The 24,235-nt window shown below is 57.4% G+C and carries 22 protein-coding genes; 8 read left to right on the top strand and 14 right to left on the bottom strand.

The window, feature by feature from the left end; genetic code table 11:
* Positions 1–20 precede the first annotated feature (20 nt).
* Together ispG and O77CONTIG1_RS07605 are read right to left on the bottom strand one after the other, a co-directional pair.
* On the bottom strand, positions 21–1,250 hold the full coding sequence (gene ispG / locus O77CONTIG1_RS07610; protein WP_068509423.1) for a (E)-4-hydroxy-3-methylbut-2-enyl-diphosphate synthase: 1,230 nt from the start codon (positions 1,248–1,250) through the stop codon (positions 21–23).
* A gap of 244 nt (positions 1,251–1,494) precedes the next feature.
* On the bottom strand, positions 1,495–2,289 hold the full coding sequence (locus tag O77CONTIG1_RS07605; protein ID WP_068509421.1) for a glutathione S-transferase family protein: 795 nt from the start codon (positions 2,287–2,289) through the stop codon (positions 1,495–1,497).
* 249 nt (positions 2,290–2,538) lie between these two features.
* Between O77CONTIG1_RS07605 and O77CONTIG1_RS07600 the strand changes: the two genes are divergently transcribed.
* Positions 2,539–3,090: a thioredoxin family protein gene (locus tag O77CONTIG1_RS07600; RefSeq protein WP_068509419.1), complete on the top strand. Its 552-nt coding sequence runs from the start codon at positions 2,539–2,541 to the stop codon at positions 3,088–3,090.
* Between the two features lie 88 nt (positions 3,091–3,178).
* Here O77CONTIG1_RS07600 and O77CONTIG1_RS07595 read toward each other — a convergent pair whose 3' ends face one another.
* Positions 3,179–3,670: a glutathione peroxidase gene (locus O77CONTIG1_RS07595; RefSeq protein WP_068509417.1), complete on the bottom strand. Its 492-nt coding sequence runs from the start codon at positions 3,668–3,670 to the stop codon at positions 3,179–3,181.
* A gap of 266 nt (positions 3,671–3,936) precedes the next feature.
* On the opposite strand from O77CONTIG1_RS07595, the gene pyrH reads away from it, so the two are divergent.
* The 3 genes from pyrH to O77CONTIG1_RS07580 all read left to right on the top strand — a co-directional run bounded on the left by pyrH (position 3,937) and on the right by O77CONTIG1_RS07580 (position 6,485).
* Entirely contained in the window at positions 3,937–4,665 is a 729-nt protein-coding gene (pyrH, locus tag O77CONTIG1_RS07590; protein ID WP_068509415.1) for a UMP kinase, read from the top strand.
* Between the two features lie 13 nt (positions 4,666–4,678).
* Entirely contained in the window at positions 4,679–5,200 is a 522-nt protein-coding gene (gene frr / locus O77CONTIG1_RS07585; RefSeq protein ID WP_410503489.1) for a ribosome recycling factor, read from the top strand.
* A 157-nt stretch (positions 5,201–5,357) separates the two neighbouring features.
* The gene (locus tag O77CONTIG1_RS07580; RefSeq protein WP_068509412.1) at positions 5,358–6,485 is read left to right on the top strand and encodes a geranylgeranyl reductase family protein; all 1,128 of its coding nucleotides are present in this window, start codon (positions 5,358–5,360) and stop codon (positions 6,483–6,485) included.
* A gap of 88 nt (positions 6,486–6,573) precedes the next feature.
* On the opposite strand, the gene O77CONTIG1_RS07575 is transcribed toward O77CONTIG1_RS07580, so the two are convergent.
* Positions 6,574–8,766, bottom strand: a complete 2,193-nt coding sequence (locus O77CONTIG1_RS07575) for a sensor histidine kinase (protein ID WP_068509410.1) — start codon at positions 8,764–8,766, stop codon at positions 6,574–6,576.
* A 470-nt stretch (positions 8,767–9,236) separates the two neighbouring features.
* Between O77CONTIG1_RS07575 and O77CONTIG1_RS07570 the strand changes: the two genes are divergently transcribed.
* Positions 9,237–10,562, top strand: coding sequence for an NAD(P)/FAD-dependent oxidoreductase (locus O77CONTIG1_RS07570; RefSeq protein WP_068509408.1), 1,326 nt, complete (start codon positions 9,237–9,239; stop codon positions 10,560–10,562).
* Positions 10,563–10,610: 48 nt separating this feature from the next.
* On the opposite strand, the gene O77CONTIG1_RS07565 is transcribed toward O77CONTIG1_RS07570, so the two are convergent.
* Positions 10,611–11,027 (bottom strand): 4a-hydroxytetrahydrobiopterin dehydratase, encoded by a 417-nt coding sequence (locus O77CONTIG1_RS07565; RefSeq protein ID WP_225894711.1) that lies wholly within the window; start codon positions 11,025–11,027, stop codon positions 10,611–10,613.
* A 686-nt stretch (positions 11,028–11,713) separates the two neighbouring features.
* Here O77CONTIG1_RS07565 and O77CONTIG1_RS07560 point away from each other — a divergent pair.
* Together O77CONTIG1_RS07560 and O77CONTIG1_RS07555 are read left to right on the top strand one after the other, a co-directional pair.
* Positions 11,714–12,553: a cupin-like domain-containing protein gene (locus O77CONTIG1_RS07560; protein WP_286132599.1), complete on the top strand. Its 840-nt coding sequence runs from the start codon at positions 11,714–11,716 to the stop codon at positions 12,551–12,553.
* 13 nt (positions 12,554–12,566) lie between these two features.
* The gene (locus O77CONTIG1_RS07555; protein ID WP_068509406.1) at positions 12,567–13,442 is read left to right on the top strand and encodes an ABC transporter permease; all 876 of its coding nucleotides are present in this window, start codon (positions 12,567–12,569) and stop codon (positions 13,440–13,442) included.
* 126 nt (positions 13,443–13,568) lie between these two features.
* Here the strand turns inward: O77CONTIG1_RS07555 and O77CONTIG1_RS07550 are convergent, their stop codons facing one another.
* The 9 genes from O77CONTIG1_RS07550 to O77CONTIG1_RS07505 all read right to left on the bottom strand — a co-directional run bounded on the left by O77CONTIG1_RS07550 (position 13,569) and on the right by O77CONTIG1_RS07505 (position 23,692).
* Complete coding sequence (locus tag O77CONTIG1_RS07550; RefSeq protein WP_172799645.1) at positions 13,569–14,210, bottom strand: SH3 domain-containing protein; 642 nt, start codon at positions 14,208–14,210, stop codon at positions 13,569–13,571.
* A gap of 119 nt (positions 14,211–14,329) precedes the next feature.
* A complete protein-coding gene (locus O77CONTIG1_RS07545) occupies positions 14,330–14,878 on the bottom strand; it encodes a hypothetical protein (RefSeq protein ID WP_068509402.1) in 549 nt (182 codons plus the stop codon).
* Between the two features lie 90 nt (positions 14,879–14,968).
* Positions 14,969–17,197 (bottom strand): polysaccharide biosynthesis tyrosine autokinase, encoded by a 2,229-nt coding sequence (locus tag O77CONTIG1_RS07540; RefSeq protein ID WP_068509401.1) that lies wholly within the window; start codon positions 17,195–17,197, stop codon positions 14,969–14,971.
* Between the two features lie 150 nt (positions 17,198–17,347).
* Positions 17,348–18,559, bottom strand: coding sequence for a polysaccharide biosynthesis/export family protein (locus O77CONTIG1_RS07535; protein WP_084782335.1), 1,212 nt, complete (start codon positions 18,557–18,559; stop codon positions 17,348–17,350).
* Positions 18,560–18,640: 81 nt separating this feature from the next.
* The gene (locus O77CONTIG1_RS07530) at positions 18,641–19,372 is read right to left on the bottom strand and encodes a cyanoexosortase B system-associated protein (RefSeq protein ID WP_068509397.1); all 732 of its coding nucleotides are present in this window, start codon (positions 19,370–19,372) and stop codon (positions 18,641–18,643) included.
* 11 nt (positions 19,373–19,383) lie between these two features.
* Positions 19,384–20,337: a cyanoexosortase B gene (gene crtB, locus O77CONTIG1_RS07525; RefSeq protein WP_068509395.1), complete on the bottom strand. Its 954-nt coding sequence runs from the start codon at positions 20,335–20,337 to the stop codon at positions 19,384–19,386.
* 148 nt (positions 20,338–20,485) lie between these two features.
* The gene (locus tag O77CONTIG1_RS07520; RefSeq protein ID WP_172799644.1) at positions 20,486–21,673 is read right to left on the bottom strand and encodes a DegT/DnrJ/EryC1/StrS family aminotransferase; all 1,188 of its coding nucleotides are present in this window, start codon (positions 21,671–21,673) and stop codon (positions 20,486–20,488) included.
* Between the two features lie 678 nt (positions 21,674–22,351).
* Entirely contained in the window at positions 22,352–23,266 is a 915-nt protein-coding gene (locus O77CONTIG1_RS07515) for an ABC transporter ATP-binding protein (RefSeq protein ID WP_068509393.1), read from the bottom strand.
* A 288-nt stretch (positions 23,267–23,554) separates the two neighbouring features.
* The gene (locus O77CONTIG1_RS07505) at positions 23,555–23,692 is read right to left on the bottom strand and encodes a photosystem II reaction center protein K (RefSeq protein ID WP_068509389.1); all 138 of its coding nucleotides are present in this window, start codon (positions 23,690–23,692) and stop codon (positions 23,555–23,557) included.
* A 292-nt stretch (positions 23,693–23,984) separates the two neighbouring features.
* Here O77CONTIG1_RS07505 and O77CONTIG1_RS07500 point away from each other — a divergent pair, with 292 nt between their 5' ends.
* A complete protein-coding gene (locus O77CONTIG1_RS07500; protein ID WP_068509385.1) occupies positions 23,985–24,209 on the top strand; it encodes a DNA-directed RNA polymerase subunit omega in 225 nt (74 codons plus the stop codon).
* Positions 24,210–24,235: the final 26 nt, after the last annotated feature.

The following is a 24,235-nucleotide window of genomic DNA, read 5'->3' as shown; positions in this document are numbered from 1 at the left end:
GCGCTCTCGCTCTCTAGACCCTACGGCTCAACCCAGCGTCCATCTGCCTTGATCAAGTTAATTAACTCCTGCACCCCCTGATCTTCCGGAACGCGCTTAATTTCTTCACGTCCCCGATACAGCGAAATGTAGCCCGCCTGCTTGCCGACATAGCCATAGTCGGCATCGGCCATTTCGCCCGGCCCGTTGACAATGCACCCCATTACGGCGATATTTAACCCGGTCAAGTGATTTGTAGCAGCGCGAACCTTGGCCAACACCTCTTCCAGGTTAAACAACGTGCGTCCGCAAGACGGACAGGCGACATATTCCACCATCGTTCGCCGCAGCCCCAGCGCCTGCAAGATGCCGTAGCAGACCGGAATCTCCTTCTCCGGGGCTTCCGTTAGCGAGACGCGGATCGTGTCGCCGATGCCCTCGGCCAGCAGCGTGCCGATGCCCGCGGTAGACTTGATGCGGCCGTATTCGCCGTCTCCGGCTTCCGTCACGCCCAAGTGCAGCGGATAGTCCATGCCCAGCTCGTCCATGCGCTTCACCATCAGGCGGTTGGCGGCAATCATCACGGGTACGCGAGAGGCTTTCAGCGATAGTTCAATGTTGTAGAAATCCAGCGATTCGCAAATGCGGATGAACTCTAGGGCCGACTCGACCATGCCTTCGGGCGTGTCGCCGTAGGTGAATAACATTCGTTCTGCCAAAGAGCCGTGATTCACGCCAATCCGCATGGACTTGTTCTGGTCACGCAGCTTGATCACCAGCGGTTCCAGGGTTTCGCGGATTTTTTCGCCAATTTCAGTAAATTCGGCGCTGGTGTATTCCGTGCGATCGCTCTTGGGCTTTTCAAACACGTACAGCCCCGGATTGATCCGCACGTTATCCACATAATTCGCCACTTCCAAGGCAATTTTCATGCCGTTGTGATGCACATCGGCCACCAGCGGCACGGGCTTGTAGGACTTGTAGAGGCGATCGCGGATTTCCTCCATCGCTTTGGCGTGGGCCATGCTGGGCACAGTCACCCGCACAATTTCGCAGCCAATTTCATGCAGCCGCCGAATTGCCGCCACGGAACCCTCGATATCCAGCGTGTCTTCGTTGATCATCGACTGCACCGCCACCGGATAGTCGCCGCCGATGGTAATGTCGCCCACGGGAACCGGGCGTGTTTTGCGGCGCACAATGCCCACGTTGGCATCGGCAGGGGCAGACGGAGGAGTGGGCGCATTGACAGGATTAGGAAGCGTTTGCATACCCTTGGGCGTGAGTAAAGATTGGCGATGGAGAATCTGGAAAGCAGAAACCGCGACTGACAGCCAGTGCGAAAGCCACTAGGCTATCCTTCACAAGGCTCTACGTTCCAGAGTGCCATAAACAGGGTACGTTTGGCGGTTATGGGCAGGTTATGGAGGCTAGAGAGAGATTAGGGAGGAGGTGTCAGGTGCGAATCAGGATGGAACCCAAAACCTGACTCCTGATTCCAAACGCCCAGTCAATTTAGTCGATCTGAATCGAGGTGGGGCGACTAGCGCTGCTGCTGGTGCTGGTCGTCCCAGTTTTGCGGAAGTTGGTGTAGAGGCGATCGCGCCATTCAAAAAACGGCGCAAACGTACCCACGTCAGCGATACCCGGAACGCCCTTGCCCTTCAGCGATTGGGGAATATCCAGGTAGTCGCCATCAGGAAACTTGACGTACATCGTCAGCCCCGCCACAGCAAAATCTGCCAGGGTGGGATGATCGGTGATCAGGTAGGGCTGATCGAGCAAGATAAAGCAGAGCGCCGCCAGATCCCGCTTCATGGATGCTTCGGCTTCTTTAAGGGCATCTGGGGTTAACCCCACGCCCAGTTCCAGGACACTAAATAGCTCATTGGGCACAGAGCTAACGACCGTTTTTAGAAAATCAGGAATCGTGTTGGGGAGAAACGACTGGCGGAAGCTCTGGTCTTTGCCCAGTGCGCCGATCATGCACTTGCGGGCATTTAGCCCAATGGATTCGTCGGCCCACTGCTCCATTAACAAACACAGCCCGCGCTGCTTGGGGTCAGTGGGAATAATCGGGCGATCGGGATAGGTCTTTTCCAGATACTCGGCAATTTCGGTGGAGTCGGCAATGATGGTGGAGCCGTCTTTCAGCACGGGCACCTGGCGCTGGCCAGACATCCGAAACAGATCAAGCTGGCCGACACCAGGAGTCACTTCCACCTTGTGATAGGGCAAGCCCTTATAGTCCAAAATTAGCCGAATCTTTTCGCAGTAGTGGGATAACTCAAATTGATAAAGCTCTAGCATGGCCTGCGTCCTCGGTGAGTAGGGCTGAGAAATGGTTGATTGTGTGAATGGGGTTGCGGCAGGGAACTGGGTTGTCGAGTGGTTCAGATTGCCCCTAGTCACCATACCCTGAGTCTGTCGGCTCTACAAAGCAAGTAGGCTGCAAATCATCGGCAAATAATCGGCCATCTTGCAAATGAGCGTCCCTAAAGGATTCGCGTATGATGGCTAGTGTCTCCTGCAAATTTTCTCTGCAAATTTCCTTGCTGTATGACTGGAACCGCGATTGGTAGTTACGCGCCCGACTTTGAACTGCCCGGTGTAGATGGCGAGGTGCATCATCTCGCTCGGTATCTGAAATCCCATCGGGCGGTTTGTGTGGTTTTCATGTGCAACCACTGCCCCTATGTGCGGCTGTATATTGATCGCCTCAAGCAAATTCAGGACGACTTTCAGGGGCAGGGCGTGACGTTGATCGGCATCAATCCCAACGACGACACGCGCTACCCCGACGATAGTTTCGACAAGATGAAGTCTTTTGCCATCGAGCAGGCGATCAACTTTCCCTACCTGCGCGATGTGACGCAGGAGGTGGCCGAGGCGTTTGGCGCAGAGCGCACGCCGGAGATTTACCTGCTGGATAGCGAGGGCATTCTCCGGTATAACGGGGCAATTGACGATAGCCCGCAGAATCCTGACGGGGTTCAGAAGGCTTATTTGAAAGAGGCGATCGCCAGCATTCTCTCCGGCACTGCGATCGCCGACACCCACACGCACACTATCGGTTGCTCCGTAAAATGGCGACAGCCGACAGAAGGATAGCGAGACAGAAGGATAGCGAGAATGTCCCGTGTCGGCCGTGGCCGATCGTTTGCCTTAGCCGATCATTATTAAGAAATTAGGAACCGCGCTACAGCAATGCCTGAATATCAGCCTCCAGATCTTCTGGTTTGGTGGTGGGCGGGTAGCGCTTCACGACGTTGCCCTGGCGATCGACCAAGAACTTGGTGAAATTCCACTTAATCGCCTCCGTGCCAAAGATACCGGGGGCGGATTTCGTCAGGTATTGAAACAGAGGATGGGCGTTGCTGCCGTTCACGTCTACTTTTTGGAATAGCGGGAACGACACCCCAAACCGGGTTTCGCAAAACGCCTGGATTTGATCTGCTGTTCCCGGTTCCTGCTGTCCAAACTGATTGCACGGGAAGCCCAGCACCACCAGACCCCGATCGGCGTATTTGCTGTAGAGGGACTGAAGCCCCTGATATTGGGGCGTAAAGCCGCACTGGCTGGCCGTGTTCACAATCAACAGCACCTTGTCTTTGAACGCATCGAGCGATACGGGCTTGCCGTCGATGCTGGTGGCTGAAAAGTCGTAGATAGATGCAGAAGCGGCAGTCATAGTGTTAACCCAGGATTAATCCGAGGACTCTGAAACATTACTTAACAATTTTAGCGAAATCCCTGGGGTCGAATGCAGGGTTTGCGGCTTTCGCGATGCCCTTTTGCGATGCCCTTTCGCGATGCCCTTTTGCGATGTCCTTTTGCGATGCCTATCTGTCTGCTGGAGCTGGTGGCAAACCGGCCGCTTGGCGCTGACGGATTTTTCCGGTCTACTGTTATCTTGGGTTGGAAACAATTTAAAGTTCTAGAGAATTGTCACGACCTATGGGGAACACGTATCGGCGGGTTTTGCTAAAGCTGAGCGGCGAGGCACTGATGGGCGATCTCTCCTATGGGATTGACCCGGCAGTGGTGGATGCAATTTGTGCAGAGATTAAAGATGTAGTCGATACGGGCGTAGAAGTGGCCGTCGTCGTGGGCGGCGGCAATATTTTTCGCGGCATCAAGGGCGCAGCGGCGGGGATGGATCGGGCGACAGCGGATTACATCGGCATGATTGCCACCGTGATGAACGCGATGACGCTGCAAGACTCGCTGGAGCGAAAGGGCGTGCAAACTCGTGTGCTGACGGCGATTGAGATGCAGGAAGTCGCAGAACCCTACATTCGCCGCCGCGCTATTCGCCATTTGGAAAAGGGGCGAGTCGTTATCTTTGGTGCGGGGTCTGGCAATCCTTTCTTTACGACGGACACGACGGCGGCCCTGCGAGCAGCGGAAATTAGCGCAGAGGTGGTGTTCAAGGCGACAAAAGTGGATGGCATTTACGATGCTGACCCGAAGGTGAACCCCGATGCCCGCAGGTTCCAAACGCTGACCTACAGCTATGCGCTGGAAAAAGACCTGCGGGTGATGGATGGAACGGCGATCGCCCTGTGCAAAGATAACAATATCCCTATCATGGTGTTTAACCTAGCGGTTGAAGGCAATATTCGCCGCGCCTTGATGGGCGAACCCATTGGCACACTTGTTGGAGGCTCTTGTGGAATTAGCTGAAATTGAAGGCAATATGCAGAAGACCATTGAGGCCACTCAGCGGTCGTTTAACACCATCCGCACAGGGCGGGCAAATGCGAGCATCCTCGACAAGGTGCAGGTGGAATATTACGGCACGCCCACGCCATTAAAGTCTCTGGCCAACATCAGTACGCCGGATGCCAGCACGATTTTGATCCAGCCCTATGACCGGGGCACGTTGAACCTGATTGAAAAGGCGATCCAGATGTCTGATGTGGGGCTAACGCCGAATAACGACGGCTCTGTGGTGCGGCTGAATATTCCGCCCCTGACGAGCGATCGCCGCAAAGAATTGGTAAAAATCGCCGCCAAATACGCCGAAGAAGGTAAGGTAGCGATTCGCAACATCCGGCGGGATGCTGTGGACAGCGTTCGCAAGCAAGAAAAAGACGGCGACCTACCCAAAGACACTGCGCTGGATTTGCAAGACAGCATCCAAAAGCTGACTGATAAGTATGTGGCCAAAATCGACGCGCTGCTCAAAGAAAAGGAAACCGATATCACGACGGTCTAGCGTTAGATTTACGTTGGATTTGCGTCAAATTTGCATCCAGCTTGCATCAGGGTTTTGATGGGTACATCGAGATTGGGTCTAGTTTGTGTCATTGCGCTTGACCCTAGTCTGCACTGCAAGACTGAGGTTATGACCCGCGTTCAGGAGTGACCTGTTCATGTATGACTGCATCATCGTGGGCGCTGGGCCTGCGGGCGCGAGTGCTGCCTATCACCTGGCAAAGCGCGATCGCTCGGTGCTGCTTTTAGAAAAGGAATCCCTGCCCCGCTACAAACCCTGCGGCGGCGGCGTGTCGCCCCAGGTGGCTGAGTGGTTTGATTTTGACTTTAGCCCGGCGATTTCGCTCAAGGTCAACACCCTCCGCTACACCTGGAACATGGACGATCCGGTGGTGGCTCAGCTTGAAAACCTAGAGCCGATCTGGATGGTGCGGCGCGACGTGTTCGACCATTTCCTGGTCAAAAAAGCTCAGGAGCAGGGCGCAACGCTCAAAGAGCGTACCGCCGTATCGGGTATTGAATGGCGAGGCAACGGCTGGCAGGTCAACACCGCGCAGGGCCCGTTTCTAGGAACCTATCTGATCGCTGCCGACGGAGCAAAGGGCTGCATGGCAAAGTGGCTGGGGTTTGGCAACCGCAAGCGGAAACTGGGCGGTGCGCTGGAGGCAGAGGCCCGCCAGCCCATTGCCGATGACCAGACCATCCACTTCGAGTTTGGTATGGTCAAAAACGGCTACATCTGGAACTTTCCTAAGGCAGACGGCTACTCCATTGGCATTGGCGCTTTTCGGGGCGGCGAAGCACAGGATTTCAAGCACATCCTGACGGAATACTCCAGACTATTTCATGTTGATTTTGCAACCACCGAGCAACACGGGCATCCCCTTTGCCTGTGGGATGGCGACCAAATCTTGCATACTCAAAACGCGCTGCTGGCTGGCGAAGCTGCCTGCGTGGTTGATCCCATGACAGCCGAAGGGATTCGCCCTTCGATCTTTACGGGCGTGAAGGCGGCGGAGGCAATTCATGCGGCACTGAGCGGCAACCTAGAAGCGCTCGAAGGCTATACCCACACCATTCAACAAGAGTGGGGCCAGGAAATGATCTGGGCAAAACGGCTGGCCAATGCGTTCTACGCCGCTCCCAGCCTGGGCTATCGGCTGGGCATCAAGCGGCCCTCTGCCACGGAGCGGATGGGGCAAATTCTCTGCGGCAAGCTGGGCTATCGCGATGTAGCCAACCGCGCTATTCAACGCCTCAGTGCCGGGTTGATTTCAGGAATGTAGAGCCGACTCGACGGGCAGAATTCACAATTGCAAAATTCTCCACTGCGAAATTCTCAATCTCAACTAGGGTTTGCTCAGCCGTGCCCTGCTAGCGAGACGGAATTCTGACCGTAAAGCTCGTCCAGCCGTCGGCGCTGTCAGCGCTGATCGTGCCGCCCAGTTGCTCCACCAGCTTTTGCACCAGCGCCAGCCCCAACCCCGTGCCGCCGTGCCTGTAGCGATCGACTTGCAAGACGCGATAGAACTTTTCAAAGATATGGGGCAGATCGGCCTTGGGAATTTCGGCCTGATTCTGGAGCCGGAAAATCGTGTGAGCGGTGAATCCGTTTTCCTCGGTAGGCGGCTGGAGCGATACCTCTAGGGCGATGCTTAGCCCTTTGGGCGTATACTTGCAGGCATTGTTCAATAGCTCCGCCAGAATACGCCGCAGGATAGTCGGGTCGGTCACCAGCGGCGGCAAGTCTTCGGGGCAAGAGACTTCGAGGGTTTGCTGGGAGTTGGCGATGCGGGTGCGGAAGGGTTCCACGAGGGCGGGCAGCCAGTTGGGCAGGTCGATGCGCTCGACGGTGATGGGAAAGACGGATTCCTCTAGCCGCTGCAAGTCTAGCAGGTCGTTGATCAGTTCTTCCTCTCGTGCCAGTTCGCTTTCCAGGATGCTGAGATACTGTTTTTGCTTCTCTTCGCTGGGGGCGGTTTTCAGCATGTGGATCGCCATTTTGACGTTGGCGATGGGGGTGCGGAGTTCGTGGGAAACCGTGCTAAGGAACTGATCTTTGAGCTGGTTGAGCCGCTCTAGTTCCGTGACTTGGGCCTGGGCTGCCTGATAGAGGCGGGCCTGGCGAATGGCGATCGCACATTGGTTTGCCACCTGTTGCACCATGCGGATCTCAAACTCGTTAAACACGTACTCCTTGCGGTGAATCAGCCAGAGATCTCCCAGCACTGCCTGCTCCATACCCTCGGACGAGTTGGCATCGACGAAAATGGGGCAGGCCAGCATGGCCACCCGTCCCCGCTGGGGGTTGGGATAGAGCGAGCAAAACTGGAAATATAGCCCCTGCTTGAGCTGGTGGTAGATGTCCGGTGAATCGTCCATCTGGGCTACGCGACCGTAGAACGTGGGGATGGAGTGGGTATATTCGTAGCGGATGGTGGAGGTGCCTTCTTCCAGGTCATACAGCGCCGAGTTGCAGCCCGCCAGCCCCAGCACGAGGGTCAGCTCCTGCACAGCAGCTTGCAAGATCTGGCTTTCGTCCAGCGAGTCGCGCACCTTGTCGGTGATGCGCTTCAGCATGGATTCATATTTCAGCACGCGCTCCATCTGCTCGGCGCGGCGCACGATCTGCTGCTCCAGGTCGGCATTGAGCTGCTGTGCCTGTTGATAAAGCCGCGACTGCTGGAGGGCGATCGCCACTTGTTCGCTGAGATAGCGCAGCAAATCCACCTCGTGGGGCAGCCAGTGGCGGATGCCAGAACACTGATGCACCGACAGCAGCCCCAAAAGCTGGTCATCCCGCAGAATCGGCGCGACCAATACTGCCCGCGTCTGCTGCTGGCGAAAGATGGCCAGCAGTTCCGGCGAATAGTCGCCCGTTTCAATATCATCCACAATCCGGTAGTGGCCCTGGCGAAAGTAGGCAATGCGCTGTTCGGCGATCGCCTGACTGGTTCGCTCTCCTAAGAGCGATGGCCACGGCGCGACCACCGATTCTGCCACAATCACCGACCCGGCATCGTCTTCAAAGCTGTGAATCACCACCCGGTCAGCCTGGAGCGCCTGACGCACCTCGATCACCGTGCTGTTCAAAATTTCGCCCGGATCAAGCGACTGACGAATTCGCTGGGTGATGCTGGCGACCGAGTGCGACTGGGCCGACTGCTGCTGAATTTGCTCAACCTGATGATCGTAGCTATCTAGCACGCGCGACAAACTGGCGCGAATCTGCAACAGCGCGTCTGCAAAGTCCATATTCTGTGGTGTGGTGGTCGATGCAGGCAGCAAGTCAGAGGCTTGAGAGAGTTTAGCTGATTGAGAGGATCTGGCGCTAGCGGCTTTGGCTCCAGAGGATTTGGTACTGGAAGCGTTGGAACTGGTTGGGCGATCGCCCCGATCCTGCTGCTGCTCCTCCCCCTCAGCAAGACGCTCTGGCGACAGTCGCAACAGCAACTGCTCAACCCGATCCAGCGCCGCCTCCAGCTCGATGTATCCCTGAGGAGGCTTGTTGGCTGGATGTGCTGAAACCGAAGGCTGCGAATTCTGAGGCAAATTCCCTTGACTCACTACACGGACTCTCCTCAGCACATGACATCGTTGCAGCCTATCTTCCAGCAAAGCAAATATGCCCAAAATCCAGAAACCCTGCCATAGTAACCAACACTCATCAGATTTCGGTAACTACGCAGGTGAGTTGACACGGGAGCGCCGAAATCCCACATCGAGCAGTGTTTAGATGGCTTGCGTGGCAAAGTACCTATGAATCTCAAGCTAGCGTCCCTAAGAGAGGGCGCTCCCAGCCAGTTTCGTAATGCTCGATACAGAGTTTTCATCGGAACCCCGCAGCCGACGCTCAGTTTGTCAGGAACACACGAATACAATGGTTTGGGTTAGCATCCACAAGAATAGCAGGTTTTTTGGAGGGACGCTTTTGGGGAATTGGGGTACGGGAATAAGACTCAAGCAACCCCGTCACTCTATTACCTTGTTGCTCCGGTTACCTCTGTCACCTCATCACCTGGTCACTCCATTAGCTCATGTATACCCCGTTCCTCTACGATCGCACTCGTCCTGTGGGCAGCTTTTGGGAAACCACCGTAGACCCGGTGAGCGGATCGGCGCTGATGGGCGATCGCACTTGCGAGGTTGCCATCATTGGCGGCGGCATTACGGGGCTGTCGGCGGCGCTGCACCTAGCGCGGGCCGGGGTCGAGGCGTGTGTGCTGGAGGCGGGGATTCCAGCCTGGGGCGCGTCGGGGCGAAACGGTGGCTTTTGCTGTGTGGGGGCGACCTGGCTCGATCGAGACGAATTGCTGAAGCAGTTTGGGCGAGAAGAAGTGGGGCGCTTTTTTCATCAGCAGCGAGACGGAACCGAACTCGTCCGCCAGATGGCGCTAGAGGAGGGCATCGACCTGGACGCGCAGGGTGATGGCGAGATCGAAGTGGCCCATCGCCCCAACCGATGGCGATCGCTCGAAGCTGCTTATGAGTTTTTCAGCGAGATCGCGGGCTATCCCTGCGAACTCTGGTCGCCCAGGGAACTGACCGAGCGGGCCTACCGCAGCCCCGAAGCGCACGGGGCGCTGCATGTTGGCGTGGGGTTTGGGCTGAATCCGATGAAGTATAGCCGGGGGCTGGCGATCACCCTCCAGCAGAAATCGGTTGCCCTCTTTGCCCATAGCCCCGTCCAGCGCTGGGAAACCGACGGCAGCGGGCATCGGCTGCACACCCCGGAGGGAACGCTGCGGGCCCAGCGGGTCATTATCGCCACCAACGGCTACACCGAAGACCCCCTCCATCCAGCCCTGTCTGGCCGCCTGCTGCCCGTCATGTCCAATATCATTACCACGCGCCCCCTGACCGCCGCCGAACTCGCTGCTCAGGGCTGGAAAACCGAAACCCCCATCTACGACACGCGCAATCTGCTGTTTTACTTTCGCTTGCTGAAAGACGGGCGATTTCTGCTGGGCACGCGCGGCGGCACGCGAGGCACCCCGCCAGAAGCCGACCGCTATCGCCAGTGGATGAGGCGGAGGCTAGGCGAAATGTTTCCCGCCTGGCGCGACGTAGAAATTTCCCACTACTGGAGCGGGCTGCTCTGCGGCTCTAGGGCGCTCGTGCCCCATGTCGGGCAGCTTGCCGATGATCCCACGCTCTTCTACGCGCTGGCCTATCACGGCAACGGCGTGGCCACTGCCACCTGGAGCGGCCGGGCGATCGCCCATCTGCTAATCGGCAAGATTTCAGAAACCGATCTGGCAACCCCCTTCCGCCAGCCTCTCCGCCGCTTCCCGCTGCCCCACCTGCGCCCGTGGTATCTGCGGGGGATGTTTAGTCTGTATAGCTTGCAGGATGCCTGGTAAGCGGGCGGGGCTGTGGAAGTCAGTTACCCTATCTCTGCATCACTCACGTTATTCCATCGCAGCACAGGTCAGCGGCGAGCCGCCAGGATTGGTCGCAGCGCGAGCAGCCTGGGCAACGCGAAAGTCGAGAGCCGTCAGTCCGCCTGCGTCGTGGGTGGTGAGCCGCAGCGTGACGCGGTTGTAGGCGATCGTCAGGTCGGGGTGGTGGGCGGCGGCTTCGGCAGATCCCACCAGGCGATTCACAAAGGCGATCGCCTCTACAAAATTCCCAAACGAGTAGGTGCAGGAAATTTCCTGTCCTGCCAGGGTCCAGTCAGATAGATCCTGCATTTGCCGGGCTATCTCGTCGCTGCTGAGCAAGACTGGGAGGGCGATCGCCCCCCGCGATCCGGCCCCCATTGCCAGCACCAGTCCCAGCCCAGCGCTCACTATCCAATTGCGCTGTGGCTCGATATTTCTGTGCATACGAAACTCCATTTTGATGGACTCATCTGACCGCCTCAAAATAAGATATCGCCCTCAATGCTGATCAGCAGACGATTTGCATGTGAAATATACAGATGGAGTAAAGCTCAAGAGTCTCAAGAGTATAGCGATCGCCCTCGAATACTTTTTCATAAGCTGGTATTTTTATGGTTAAGTTTCGCAGTCTTGTTTTCTAGACTGCTGCAAGCTTCGCAGCAAATATTTAAGGTTGAAACATACCGGCGCACCCAGAGGTCATCACCAATGGGCGCTTTGCTGTTTTCTTGACTTTGCTGTTCCGAGGGCTGCTTTTGATCGCGATTGCGCGATTGATTTAGTTTTGACCGGGCGTAATCTCGTTTCGGGTGCGCTGGAATGTCGTTTCAGTTCGTATATCCGTCTAGCAGCGTTCCAATATGAATGGTTATGAAATGCTTTTCAGCGGTTTGCAATTTCAGCGCCTTGCGTGCAGAACGCATTCTTAAAAGCATTCCTGAACGCATTCTGTAACTGTGGTGTGACGTAGCGTATTGATCCTAATGATTCAACCAAACTCATTCCTCAACCATCTTGACCCTCAAGATTTTGATCTCCAAACATTTGTCAAGCCAGTTCCCCGAATAGACGCACAAAATCTGACACAGAGGCAGTTTCGACAACAGCATCTTGCACCCGGAAAGCCCGTTGTGGTCACAGGGTTGCTGGATGGGCTGAATTGGAACTTAGACTTCCTGCTGAAACATTTGGGCAATTTGACCTTTCCGGTGCGGCAGTATGGGCGCGATCGCTACCAGCAAGACAAGCGCACTTGGCAAGACACTGGCAGCGGTGTACCGACGCAAAGCCTCAACTTTTCGCGCTATGTTGAAATGCTGAAATCGGGCGAAGCGCTGAAGAGAGATGCCTATCTGGGGCGCTGTTCGCTCGAGGGAACGCCGCTGGAGGCTGCGCCGCAGATCCGGTCGGCCGAAGCCAAGCTGGGACTCCGACTGCCCGCAACGGCGATTAATCTCTGGGTTGGGCCAGGAGGGCACACGTCTTGCTTGCACTATGATCCAATGGACGGCACGCTGATGCAGCTTCAGGGTGAAAAGCGGGTCATTTTGTTTCCGCCGTCCCAGCTTTATAACCTCTACCCGTTTTCCCTATTCAACTATGTGCGCCACGGCATGAAGCGGCGTGCAGTTTACAGTCAGGTCTATCCCGATCGCCCTGATTTTGAGGCATTTCCGCGCTATCGTGAAGCGCTTGAGCATTGCCAGCAGACGGTGCTGAAGGAAGGTGAGGCGCTATTTCTGCCTGCGGGCTGGTGGCATGAGGTTACGAGTCTGGGGCAGGGAGCGGTTTGCTCGGTGAACCGCTTTTGGCATGTCCTACCCTGGAGGCGATCGCTCACAAACTGGAGTAAGTGGCGGGTGCATTTGGGGGTGGTGATGGCCGCGCCCCATCTGGCTGCCAATATACTAGAGGCGATCGCCAGCACGGATCGAGAGCAGGCCTTTCGTAAAATCATGCAGCGGATGTAAGAAGGAGTAACGGATGGTAGTAGAACTTGAGGCGTTTTCCCCGCGCCGCACCCGCCGCCCAGTGGGGCTATACGCCTCGCTGCTGCCGCCGCTGGTATGGACGACGCTGCTCTATTTTGTCCCCTTGGCGCTGCTGATTTCCTACAGCGTGTGGCGGCTGGAGGCGTTTGATATTGTCAAAGAGTTTAGCCTGGTCAATTTCAAAACGATTTTCACGAATGCCGCCTATCGCACGGTGATTTTGCGAACCGTGGGCACGGCGCTGGGAGTGACGCTGATTGATATCGTGCTGGCCCTGCCGCTGGGCTATTTTATTGCGCGGTTTGGCGGCAAGTGGCGATCGCTCCTGACGATCCTCGTCATCCTGCCGCTGTGGTCAAGCTATCTGGTGCGGGTGTTTGCCTGGAAAATCATTCTGGGCTATAACGGCGTGTTGAATACGGCGCTGCTGTCGCTGGGCATTCTTCAGGAACCCAGCACGGTGTTCCTCTACAACTCGTTTTCGACCGTGCTCACGTTTGTTCACGTCTGGCTACCGTTCATGATCTTGCCTATCATCACCGCCTTCGAGCGATTGCCCCAGGACTTGCTAGAAGCCTCCGCTGATTTAAACGCGCCGCCGCTCACAACCTTTCGCCGAGTCATTCTGCCCCTAGTGACACCGGGCGTGTTTGCGGGTTCTATCAGCGTGTTCGCGCTGACGATGGGCGACTACATCACGCCGAGTCTGGTAGGCAGTCCCAGCGGCATTATGTTGGGTAACGTCATCTCGTCCCAGTTTGGCGTGTCCTATAACTGGCCACTGGGTGCGGCGTTTTCGCTGGTGGTGATGCTGATTGTATTTGTTGGGCTGGCGATCGCCCTCCGCCAGGGCGCGTTGGAGGGCTGATGGTGGAAATTGGGTAGAATGGCGGATGGGTTTGGATTTTGGATTTCAGAGTTTGGATTCTAGATTTTGGATTTTAGAGTTTGGATAGCCCGGCTGAAATCGGCAATCCAAAACCCAAAATCGAACTCAGTGTGTTGTAAACCGACTAGCGGCGTATTCCCAGTATTCGCTGTAGCGATCGTCGGGCTGCACGTCGCAGTAAATTTCTCGGATGCGATCGCGGCTGCGATCGTCATCGCGGGTTTGCAAATCGCAGGTGCCACGGGCAGGCACATAGCGATCGCCCAATTCCGATGAGCGAAAATAGCGAACCCGTAGCACCGAGTCGCCGCCCAGGGTTTCTCCTACCTCTCCGACATATTCCAGCACAGCGCGGGAGCTGCGGAGCCGCAAGCTCACCTCATTGTCGCGGCGAAGACGAATGATTTCCGCCACGCCAGACGTGCGGTAGCGCCGGGTTTCTATGCGGCCCCGCGATTCATAGACCACGTCTGAGCTAGACGGCGGACGGCTGCTAGAGGAACTGCCCTCCTCGACCGACAGATGGCGACGCTGCACCCAGCCCGCCCCGCGATCGCCCCGCACATAGACCCAATCCCCATCGCGGCGAATCACCTCAACGCGATCGCCCTGCCGAAACACGTTAGTCATGGGATAGCTCTCGCCGGGCCCAGTGCGAACACTAAGTCCGTCAATGGTGACGCGCCCGATCTGGGCCAGGGCGGCCCCTGCGGATAGGGCGATCGCCATGCAGGTTGCCAGAGCCACGCCTACACTCCGACGAATCTGTTCACGCTGCCTAAGCTGCATCATTTTCATGATCACCCAAAGTCACACGATCACCCGAAGTTACAACGACTCTCACAACGACCCAACGACGCTCTCGACTACGCGCAGCCCTCGATATACTGCACCTCAGGCAGCTTACCTGCGCGATACTCCACTACGCGCCCCCGATCCGTTTCAAAAATCACCCGAAAGCTCTGATCCGCTTCATCCTTCGGTACAAAGGTCAGATACTTGCCATTGTCAAAGTACTCATGGGGATTAGAGACGATTTGACCCGGATAAAGTTGCTGAATTTGCGCCTCAGTGCTGCCAATTCCCGCACCGCTGAGGGTTTTGATAGGACTGTTTCTGCCCACGTCCACTCGTGCAATCCGCCCGTCGGTAACCATAAAGCCCAAATCCGAGATTCCTTGAGCATTCAGAAAATAACAGGTATCTCCCTCGCTATAGGCATTTTCGGCCCGCACCAGAGGGATGCCCGCCACCTGCTTGGCTTCGTTGACTGTCATGCCCACGCGCACCGGACCAACGCCCTTGAGCTGCACGCGAGAATCGGCGCTGAGGGTGGCTTGGGCCTGGGCGGAAGCAACGGAAACGCAGACCAGACAGCAGACGAGCATCACAACGAACAAAAGTTTTTTCAGCATAGCGTCACCGCAGGAATGAATAGTGGGGCGAGCAGATTTTAGACTTTAGATTTTGGATTGACGATTTGGGATACTGAGATAGCGGCGAAGCTATCGCTTTCCGGCACGGATCAGGCGGGTAGAGAGCGGGTTGGGGTCGGCGGCGGGGGGAAACAGGTCGGGCTGATCTTCAATTGGCTCAAGCTCTGGTTCTGTGGGGCTGAAGGAACGTACAGGCACGTCTGCACCGTTGATCACCGCACCTAGAAACTGGATCGTTTCTGACTCGATGAACTGATCGACCGCTTCGGTCAGCAGACCGTCTTCCGTCATGCCGGGCCGGGTCACCAGCAGCAGCCCGTCAGTATGCGGCTCTAGCAGCAGCGCGTCGGTGTGGCGGCTGAGGGGAGGCGTGTCGATCACCACCAGGTCAAATCGACCGCAGGCATCTTCGAGCAGGCGTTTAACCTCGCCCGACTCTAGGATAGCGGCTGCCTGTCGCTGGGGGCCGGGGCTTGGCAAAATGTAAAGGTTTTCAATCTCAGGCACCAAGCTAAATTCACCCCGGTCGAAGTGTTGCAGCGGCTCTAGCTGGCTGTCGGGGTTGGGCGCAACGCGCAGAGCGGTGGCTTGGGAGGGCGATCGCAGATCGGCTTCGATCAGCAGCGTCCGTTTGCCAGCGCGGGCAGAGGCGATCGCCAGGTTGTAAGCCGTTACCGTTTTGCCCTCGCCGCCCAGCAGACTGGTCACCACGACAGATTTCAAGCCGCCCGCGCCCGCTGCCCGCCGCAGATTGCCCCGCAGCCGCTCATACGGCTCCAGGTAGGGCGAATCTGCCTTCAGCACCAGCGGCATGTCCTCCATATCGGCAACTCCAGACAAATCAGGTAGTAAACCCAAAATTGGCACTTCCTGCTGGCGCAGCGCCAGTTGCAGGTCAGGCAGCGTATGAAAGGTGGCATCCAGCGAATCTAGCAGCAGCACCAGCCCGCCCCCCACCAGCAGCCCCACCAGCCCGCCCACCAGTAAAATCGCCAGACTGTTGCGCCCTTCGGCGTTGGCGATCTCCGTCTGAGGCGGCTGCACGACTACTAGACTGCCGACGGTTTCCTCCGCCGCCAGCCGCACGTCCGCCAGCTTTGCCTGGATCTGGTCGTAGAAGTTTCGCTTCAGTACGACCTGCTGCTCCAGCCGCGATTGCTCCAACTGACGGTTGGGCACGGCGGTATATTCCTGGCGGAGTTCCTGCTCGGCGGCGCGGAGGGCTTCAAGCTGCTGCGCGAGGGATTCTCGTTCGGTTTGCAGGTTGACCAGCGTATTGGCCAACTGCTGGCGGGCGGGGTCAAGGCTGCTGCCTTGGCGGATCATGGACAGGCTGGCTAGGGGTGCAGCAAGCTGGTTGCCACCGATCACTTCGGTCACCCGCTGCTGCAACAGCGCCTCGAAGGACTGCTGCTGGTGCTTCAAGTCCAGCATGGTGGGATGTTCGGGGCGCAGGTTGCGCGAGAGCAACTGGGTTTGTAGCTCGTTTTGGTAAATCTTGGCCCGCAGGTCGGCAATGATGGGGTCGGCGCTGAGGGCGGCAGAGGTATAGGCCTGGTCGGCGGAAAGTCCCAGGCGCGACTCTAGACTGCGGATTTGGGCGGCGATCGCCTCTAAATTCAGCCGGATCTGGCGCTGCTGCTGCTGGCTAGCGGTAATTGCGCCCACCAGTTGCCCATCCTGCGCGGCTTGAATTGCGGGCCCTTCGACGCGCACATATTCTTCCAGGTCGCGCTCCGCTAGCCGTAGCTCCTGCGTCACCACAGGCAGCAGCCGATTCAGGTTGTCGATGATTTGCTGGATTTGCTGGCGGTTAAACAGGCGGCTCTGATCTACCATTGCCTGCATCAGTGCCACCACCGTCGCCTGGGCTACGCGATCATTTGGGTCGCGATACTGCACCAGCACCCGCAGCCCCACTTCCTCCGCATTCCGATTGCGATTTTCTCCTTCGGGGCGGGGATTAACGACTACCGCAGCGTTGCGCCGAATGATAAAAGCATCTGTCCTCACCTGTTGGGTGGCAAGCTGCTGCACTGCGGTTTCTACTACAAAGTCCGATAGCAACGTTTCTGCCGTCATCACCTGGGCCTGCTGCTGGAGGGCGGTGTTGGTCTGGCTAACGGTGACGGGCGGCGCGGCATAGCCCAGCATCCCCCGCGAGATATAGCTGGTCGGCGGGGCGGGCTGGAGTGCAGCCACGCCCGATAGCCCCATTACCAGCGCAAACCCCGTCAGCCCGGCCCACTTGTGGCGGTCTAGCGCTACGAGATATCGCTTGATGACAGGGGAAACCATTGAGGAATCAGGGGTTGGGGATGAGGGACGAGAGATGAAGGTGGGTGTTGGATTCCTGCGGCATCTGCGGCATCTGCGAAAATCGGACGTTCAAGGACGTTCAATTTGATATACCCACCGTAACGCATCAGACGGAAGTCTCAGGCTGGATTATGGCTCGAAGAGGCTTTCCGACGCTTCGGTGAGCCGATCGAAAAATAGCAGGAAGCCCAGCACATCGCGGAAAGGCTGCGTGAAGACATTGAGCGCGTAGGTGACACGGCTAATCAGGTTGCGCCCAATGATGATCACGTCGTTGTGCTGAAGGCGGGGGTTTTCTTCGGGGTCGCCGCGCAGGGCCTGACGGGCGTTAAAGTCGAGGCGGATGGCGCGGCCCTGGTCGGGGTCGTAGCGAATCAGGGCGATGTCGCGCAGGTCGGCGGTGTCGGGGTTGGGGCCGATAGCGGCGATCGCATCCAAAAAATCACTCCCATTGGGCAGGGCGATGTTGGCGATCGCCCGTCCGCCGCTGCGGCCGCCCAGGCTGTTGGAATAGTTCAGCACGCGGATGTTGATCTGCGGCTGGGAGAGGGTCGAGCGGGCGGTCAGGTCAGGGTCATAGCCCTCTCGGTTGGCGGCGGTGAGGGCTGGCACGATGATGGTGTCGCCATCGCTGAGGCGCACGGCGGGGAGCGCGGTCGAGTCGCGCAGGGGCGTATACAGGTCAAAGGTGCGCTCTAGGGCGGCTCCGGTGGGTGCAGTCCGGCGAATGGTGACGCGCCGCAGGTCGGCCTGGCGCGTCGTGCCGCCCGATGCCAGTAGCGCCGTAGAGAGTTGCGGACTTTCCATCGGGTAATAGCCCGGACGAAACACCTCGCCCAACACCGTCACCCGGACGGGCCGCTGCGCCACCAAAATCACGTCTACCTGCGGATTCACCACAAAGCGGTTGAGTTCTTGTTGAATCTGTAATCGTGCGGAATTGAGGGTTTGCCCTTCTAGCCGCAGCGACCCCACCAGCGGCACCAGCAGGTTTCCTTCTAGGTCGAGCGTGCCCTGAAAGCTGAGGTCGGGAAACCGCAGCACGTTCACGAAAATTGAGTCACCAGGCCCCAGGCGATAGCGGTTGAAATCGGCAAGGGGCGCGGGGCGGGCGGGCGGGCGAGTGCGGGCGGCGGGCGGGGTATTGGGCGGGGGGCTGGGGGGCGGAGGCGGCGGGTCTTTTTTAATATCAAGCTGGTCGAGCGAGGGTGGCGGCACGGGGATATCTACAGGTTGCGCGGCCACAGGAGCGCCCCAAACAGTCAGCAAGACTAGGGGCAGGCTAGCCCAACATGATAGGCGGGCGATCGCCCAAGAGAAACAGGTCGCGGGAGCGGTCATAAACACGCAGGATAAAGTCCACCCAAGCCAGATTGACGCAGGATCGGTTCTGGCTCGTGTTAATGAGATTTGACTATATCTTCATCGGAATGCACCCGCCATCAGTGCTGATTGTACGGCCTTAGCCAGCAACTCGGCATCGGCGCGGGCTTCCTCCAGGTTACCCAGTGGCTCCATCGGCACCAGCAGGGCGATCGCCACCCAGGGCATCCGCTGCTGCTGCGTCCACTGCATTCGCTGGTCGGCCCAAAACCATCGCCCCGGATCGGCACTGCCGCCCTTCGGCCAGGCATACCACTGCACGACGGCGTAGGTCTGCTCGGCGTTCCAGTGGCGCGAAAATCGAGTATTAACTGGAATGGGCTGACCATCAGAAGCGTTGACAGAAAAGCGCAAATTTCGCCGCGAATCGACCCGCAGCCCAAACTCGCCGCTAAAGCTGACCCAATCGATTTCAGGTGCATCTTCTGACCGCATGGGCGATCGCAGCAGCAGAATTGCAGATTCAGGAGACTCGCTCGATGGTGTGGCTAAAGGGCTAGACGGTTCCCGCCCTAGCGTTTGCATTGACCAGCGTCGCACGCCGATGCGAATCTCTTCGCGGCTCTCGGTTTGCCATCCAGGAAGACTCAGCCCGCTTTGCCGCAATGCCTGAATTTGTGCCAACTTCGCCATTTGAGGTGGCTGTGCCCAGGGCCGGGGCTTGCCAAAGTAGCCGGGAAGGGCAGCGGCCAGAGCGATCGCCAGCAGCAGCAGCGCCACCCAGCCGCGCCACGAGCGGGATAGGGTGAGTTTGGCAGGGGGCGATTTCACGGCGATTTCTCCTAACGGCGCGGCAGCAGCGGTTCTGAACGAGGCCCTTCAGCCAGAGGAGTCTGTTCTACTGGGGCAGGCTGCCAGCGATCGCCCAGCCACTCGACCCCGCGCCAAACCCACAGCAGCCCGCCCAGCGTCAGCGCGGAATAGAAGTCGCCGCCCCAGCCTTCGTGCAGCCAGTCGAAGGCCAGTTTTTGTTCGGTGCCGTGCAGATAGGCTAGCATCGTGTTTCGCAGGATGTTGGCGATCGCCGTCAATCCGACAATCCCTAGCAGGAACAGGGCTGTCTTGAAGCGCGATTGCCAGCCCTCAGTCGCGTAGAGAACAATCAGCCCTGCGTATAGCCCGGTGAACAAGAGCTTTAGCCCCGCGCAGTAGGGCGCAATTTCCACCACTTGATTGTTCACATACACATGTATCTGATCGACCTGCACATCCATGCCCAGTTGCAACAGCAGAAACCCAGCGGCGATCGCAATTAACCGTTGCAAGGGCAGGATATAAGGGGTCAGCAGATACGGAAACGCCGTCGGTGTGGCCAGCGCCACCAGCAGCAGCGGAAACGCCATCAGCCGCAGCCCCGCCCCACCTCTCAGCCAGAGGCACAGCCCCGCCAGCGCCAGCAGTAGCGATAGATTCGCGGCTGTGGCAGTGGGGTGAAAATAGAGCCACACTCCCAGCAGCAGCAGCCCCAGCCCCAGCCCGTGTGCCCAGCCTATGCCCCGTTCTGGCAGAGCCTCCCAATCGCCCCGCCGCTGCCACCCCAGCCACGCCGCCAGCGGCAGTCCCAACAGCCCGTAGCTATAGTATTCATGCTCAATGCTGATGGTCTTATTCAGCCAGCCATCTGCCCAGTGCAGCAGCAAGGGCCCATAAAGCAGCCCCAGCAGCCCCAGCAACAGCCAGCCCTGAAATCGAGAGGGCGATCGCCAGATGCCAGAACCAGAATGGGGAGAATGCATGGTAGTGCCCGTGAGGGAAGTGATGCAGCGACGAGCGTAAGGGGCAAAGTTCAGAAGTTTACTCTAACATTCCAATCTCTAAACGCTCCAACGTCCCACTGCCCAATACTCCACTACTCTAGCGCCCTAAAACGCCATCCCCTATCGCTCAGCACGACACCGAAAACGGCGCACTCACCGCGGCCTCGATTGCCCCGACTACACGCTGAATCTGGACATCGGTCATGCCAGGGTAAATCGGCAGCGATAGCACCTGATGACTCAGGCGCTCGGCATTGGGAAAATCGCCCAGTCGATAGCCCAGGTAGCAGAAGGCAGGTTGCAAATGGCAGGGAACAGGGTAGTGGATGCCCGTGCTGATGCGGCGAGACTCTAGCGCAGCTTGCAACGCCGCGCGCTCCAGCGGGCAGGCATCGGTCACGCGCACCACGTAGAGATGGTAGGCGTGGCCGCTGCCGCTGACATTGGTTATGGGATAGAGTCCTGCAAACTGGAGGGGGGCCAGCAGTTCATCATAGCGCTGGGCAATCCGCAGGCGATCGCGGTTCCAGTGGGGCAGGTGGGGCAACTTCACGCCCAGCACGGCGGCTTGCAGCGTGTCTAGGCGGCTGTTTACGCCAAACTCGGTGTGATAGTGCTTGCAGGGTGCGCCGTAGTTGCGGAGCGATCGCAGCCGTTCGGCAATCTGGGCTTCTCGCGTCACCACCATGCCGCCGTCGCCCAGCGCCCCCAGGTTTTTGCTGGGGTAAAAGCTAAAAGCAGCCGCCATGCCAACGGAACCTGCGCGATAGCCCTCGCGCTCTGCCAAGTGTGCCTGGGCCGCGTCTTCAAAAATGATCAGGTCGTAGGTGCTAGACAAATCGAGCAACTGACGGGGTGACACCATTTGTCCGTAGAGATGAACCGGGATAATAGCCCGTGTGCAGGGTGTGATCGCCTTTTCGGCTGCGATCAGATCCATCAGCGCCGTGTCGGGGTCACAGTCTACTAGCACCGGCGTTGCGCCCGATTGCAACACGCCAATCAGCGTCGCCACAAAGGTATTTGCAGGCAGCAGCACCTCGTCGCCTTGCCCAATGCCACAGGCTCGCAGCCCCAGGGTAATTGCATCTGTCCCAGAGCCGACACCAACACCGTATTCACTTCCGCAGGCGCGGGCAAAGGCAATTTCAAAATCGAGCAGTGCCCCACCCAACACAAAGTCTCCTTGAAGCATGGCTGCTTGAAGCACCGCTTCGAGTTGGGGCTGGAGCGATCGGTGCAGCAGCGCCAGGTCAGTAAGCGGGATAGGGGAAGAGATGGCTTGCACAGGCGGAATTAGCACGGAAGTCGTCATAGCAAAACAGAATTTTGGGGGTCGGGTGCTAAGGGTCGGGGAGATTGCGCCGAAATGCTGATGCAAGGGGCCAAAAGGTCGCCTGTTCAGGGCTGATGAGCTTCTACATAATCCTGATCTGTACCTTCACGGCAATTGGCTGCTATGGCTGATACAGCATTTTCTTGCAGGGTGAGACACGCGCTGCCCTCATGGGGCAAGGGATTCTTGTTTATCCGCGCACCTCACTAGCTTCAAAAACGCTGTAGCCGCGTCAACAACCGCAATCAGTATCAGCTACAGATGCTTGGAACCGGGGGGATTCTGAAGGGGGTCCAAGCGTCTCCAATTCAAGCGCCTCCAATTACTTACTCCAATTACTGTTATGCGGGATGAATGCTGAAGATATTCTCAGGAGTGCCATAAAGAATTAGTGAAAGCTGTGTCTGGATGTATAGCAGCTAACTGGTTGGTTAGGACATATAGAACAGACTTAGGTGCTGTTGAGGCTCGTAGTGAGGACTTAAGTCCTCACTACAAACGTCCTAACTAACCTGCGTATTGCTATAACAGCACAGGCGCTTGTCTCCTTTTGTCTAAAGGCTGTTGGGCACTTTCTGGAAAAAAACGACAGTGGGCGATCGCCCCTTTGCTGGTGTGTAATGAGCGGGGGGGTCGGCTCCCAGAACAAATCTCTACTCAGGCTTTGAGGCGGGTGAGCTTAAGAAAAATATCGGTGAGGCTGGCTTCGTCTCGGGTGATGCTCAGTAGGGGCAGGGGTTTCAGGATGTCTAGGACGGGATACAGCAGGGCCGGATCGGGTACAGTGAGGGTGCAATGCTGCACTGAAACGCCCAGCGCATCTAGCTTTCGCAGGCGATCGCCCGTGAGCGGACTCTCCAACTCGATGTGATAGGCAGAGCCAGAAAACTGGCGAATCAGGTCGGGGGTGGCTTCCTCTGCGACAATCTCGCCCTGGCGGATAATGGCCACGCGATCGGATAGTTCTTCGGCAATGTCGAGCTGGTGCGTGGTCAGCAGGATGGCGCGGCCCTCGGCGGCAATTTCTCGCACCAGGGCTTTCACCGCCTGCGTCGCTTCCACGTCCAGCCCCAGTGTCGGCTCATCCAACAGCAGCAGTTGCGGGTCGTGAATCAGCGAAACGGCGATCGCCAGCTTTTGCTGCATCCCCCGCGATAGGGCTTGTACCACAGTTTTACGCTTTTCCGTCAGCCCAAACCGCTCTAGCAGCACCTTGCCTCGCTGGTGTGCTACCCGCCGCGACAGCCCCCGCAGCACGCCGAAGTATTCCAGGTTTTCCTCGCAGGTCAAGCGCCAGTAGAGGTTGCGATTGCCTTCTAGCACCGCACCGAGCGATCGCAGCGCCCGACTGTCTCGATGCGGATCGCGCCCGACGATTTGCACCTGTCCGGCATCAGGCAAAATCAGCCCTGCAATCATCTTGATGGTCGTAGTTTTGCCTGCCCCGTTGGGGCCCAAAAACGCCAGCACCTCGCCCGCATTCAGCACCAGCGATACGTCTCGCACGGCGGGCACTTCTACCTTCCTGTCTCGATACACTTTTCTCAGGCGTTGGGCGCTCAAAACTGGCATATAAACGCAACATTCCCTGACGGGCTACTGGGGCAGACGACCATTAGCGGATCATCTAGCGGATTATAAAGCTCCTTTTAAGCTCCTTTTCATGAACCAATTTATGAACCAATAGGGTGAATCGGGTGAACGCCACGAGGTTAAAGGGGGAACCGTTAAGCCCACTGAGCAAAAAATAGGGCAAAAATAGGGCATGAAAAAGGTGGAGACGAAGCCTGTCCCCACCCTCTTCAAAGAACTTTAGAAAACCAAAACCTTTGTACAAAACCTTCGTGAAAGTAAAGCAGCTTAGCGGAAGCCCACAGCAGCTTGCCACACAAACGCCAGCAAAAAGAAGAATACAGGAATAATCGGCAGCACATCTACCAGGGGATCGAAAATTGCGTAGGCTTCGGGCAGTTTCGCTAACAACAGAGCCGCTTCCATAGGTGAAATAACCTCTCCAACACAGATCTCATAATTGGTGCATATCTTAACATGCGGTCAGGTTCCGAAACTATGCCCGCTTCGAATTTGCCCAGAGAATTTGCCCAGAGAATTTGCCCAGAGAATTTGCGAATGGAGCGATGGATTGATCAACCCGGTACGGTTTGGAGGGCAACTTTGCTCTGATGTCGGCATCAACCGCCACCCGATTGGCTACACTGGAGTACGTCAGATGGTTTGTGCTTTGACTTGTTTACTTGTTCTGTATTACTCGTTCTAAGGATTGGCAGCTATGAAACGGTCTCATTTTGATTCCAGCCACTTGATGCGTCGGGCTGAGGATCTGATCAATGCGGCTTCCAATCGGTATCGCATCACGGTACAGGTGGCTAACCGCGCTCAGCGCCGTCGCTTCGAGGAATTTGACAGCCTGGATGATCCCAAGATGAAGCCTGTGATTCGCGCCATTATTGAAATGTCGGACGAGCTAACTCAGCCAGAAATTATTGGTGAATAGCGCAAGCCCAGTTGGAAGGGATTTGG

It is taken from the genome of Leptolyngbya sp. O-77, from assembly GCF_001548395.1.
Lineage (GTDB): Bacteria > Cyanobacteriota > Cyanobacteriia > Elainellales > Elainellaceae > Thermoleptolyngbya.
This window is presented reverse-complemented; position numbering and strand designations above follow the sequence as displayed.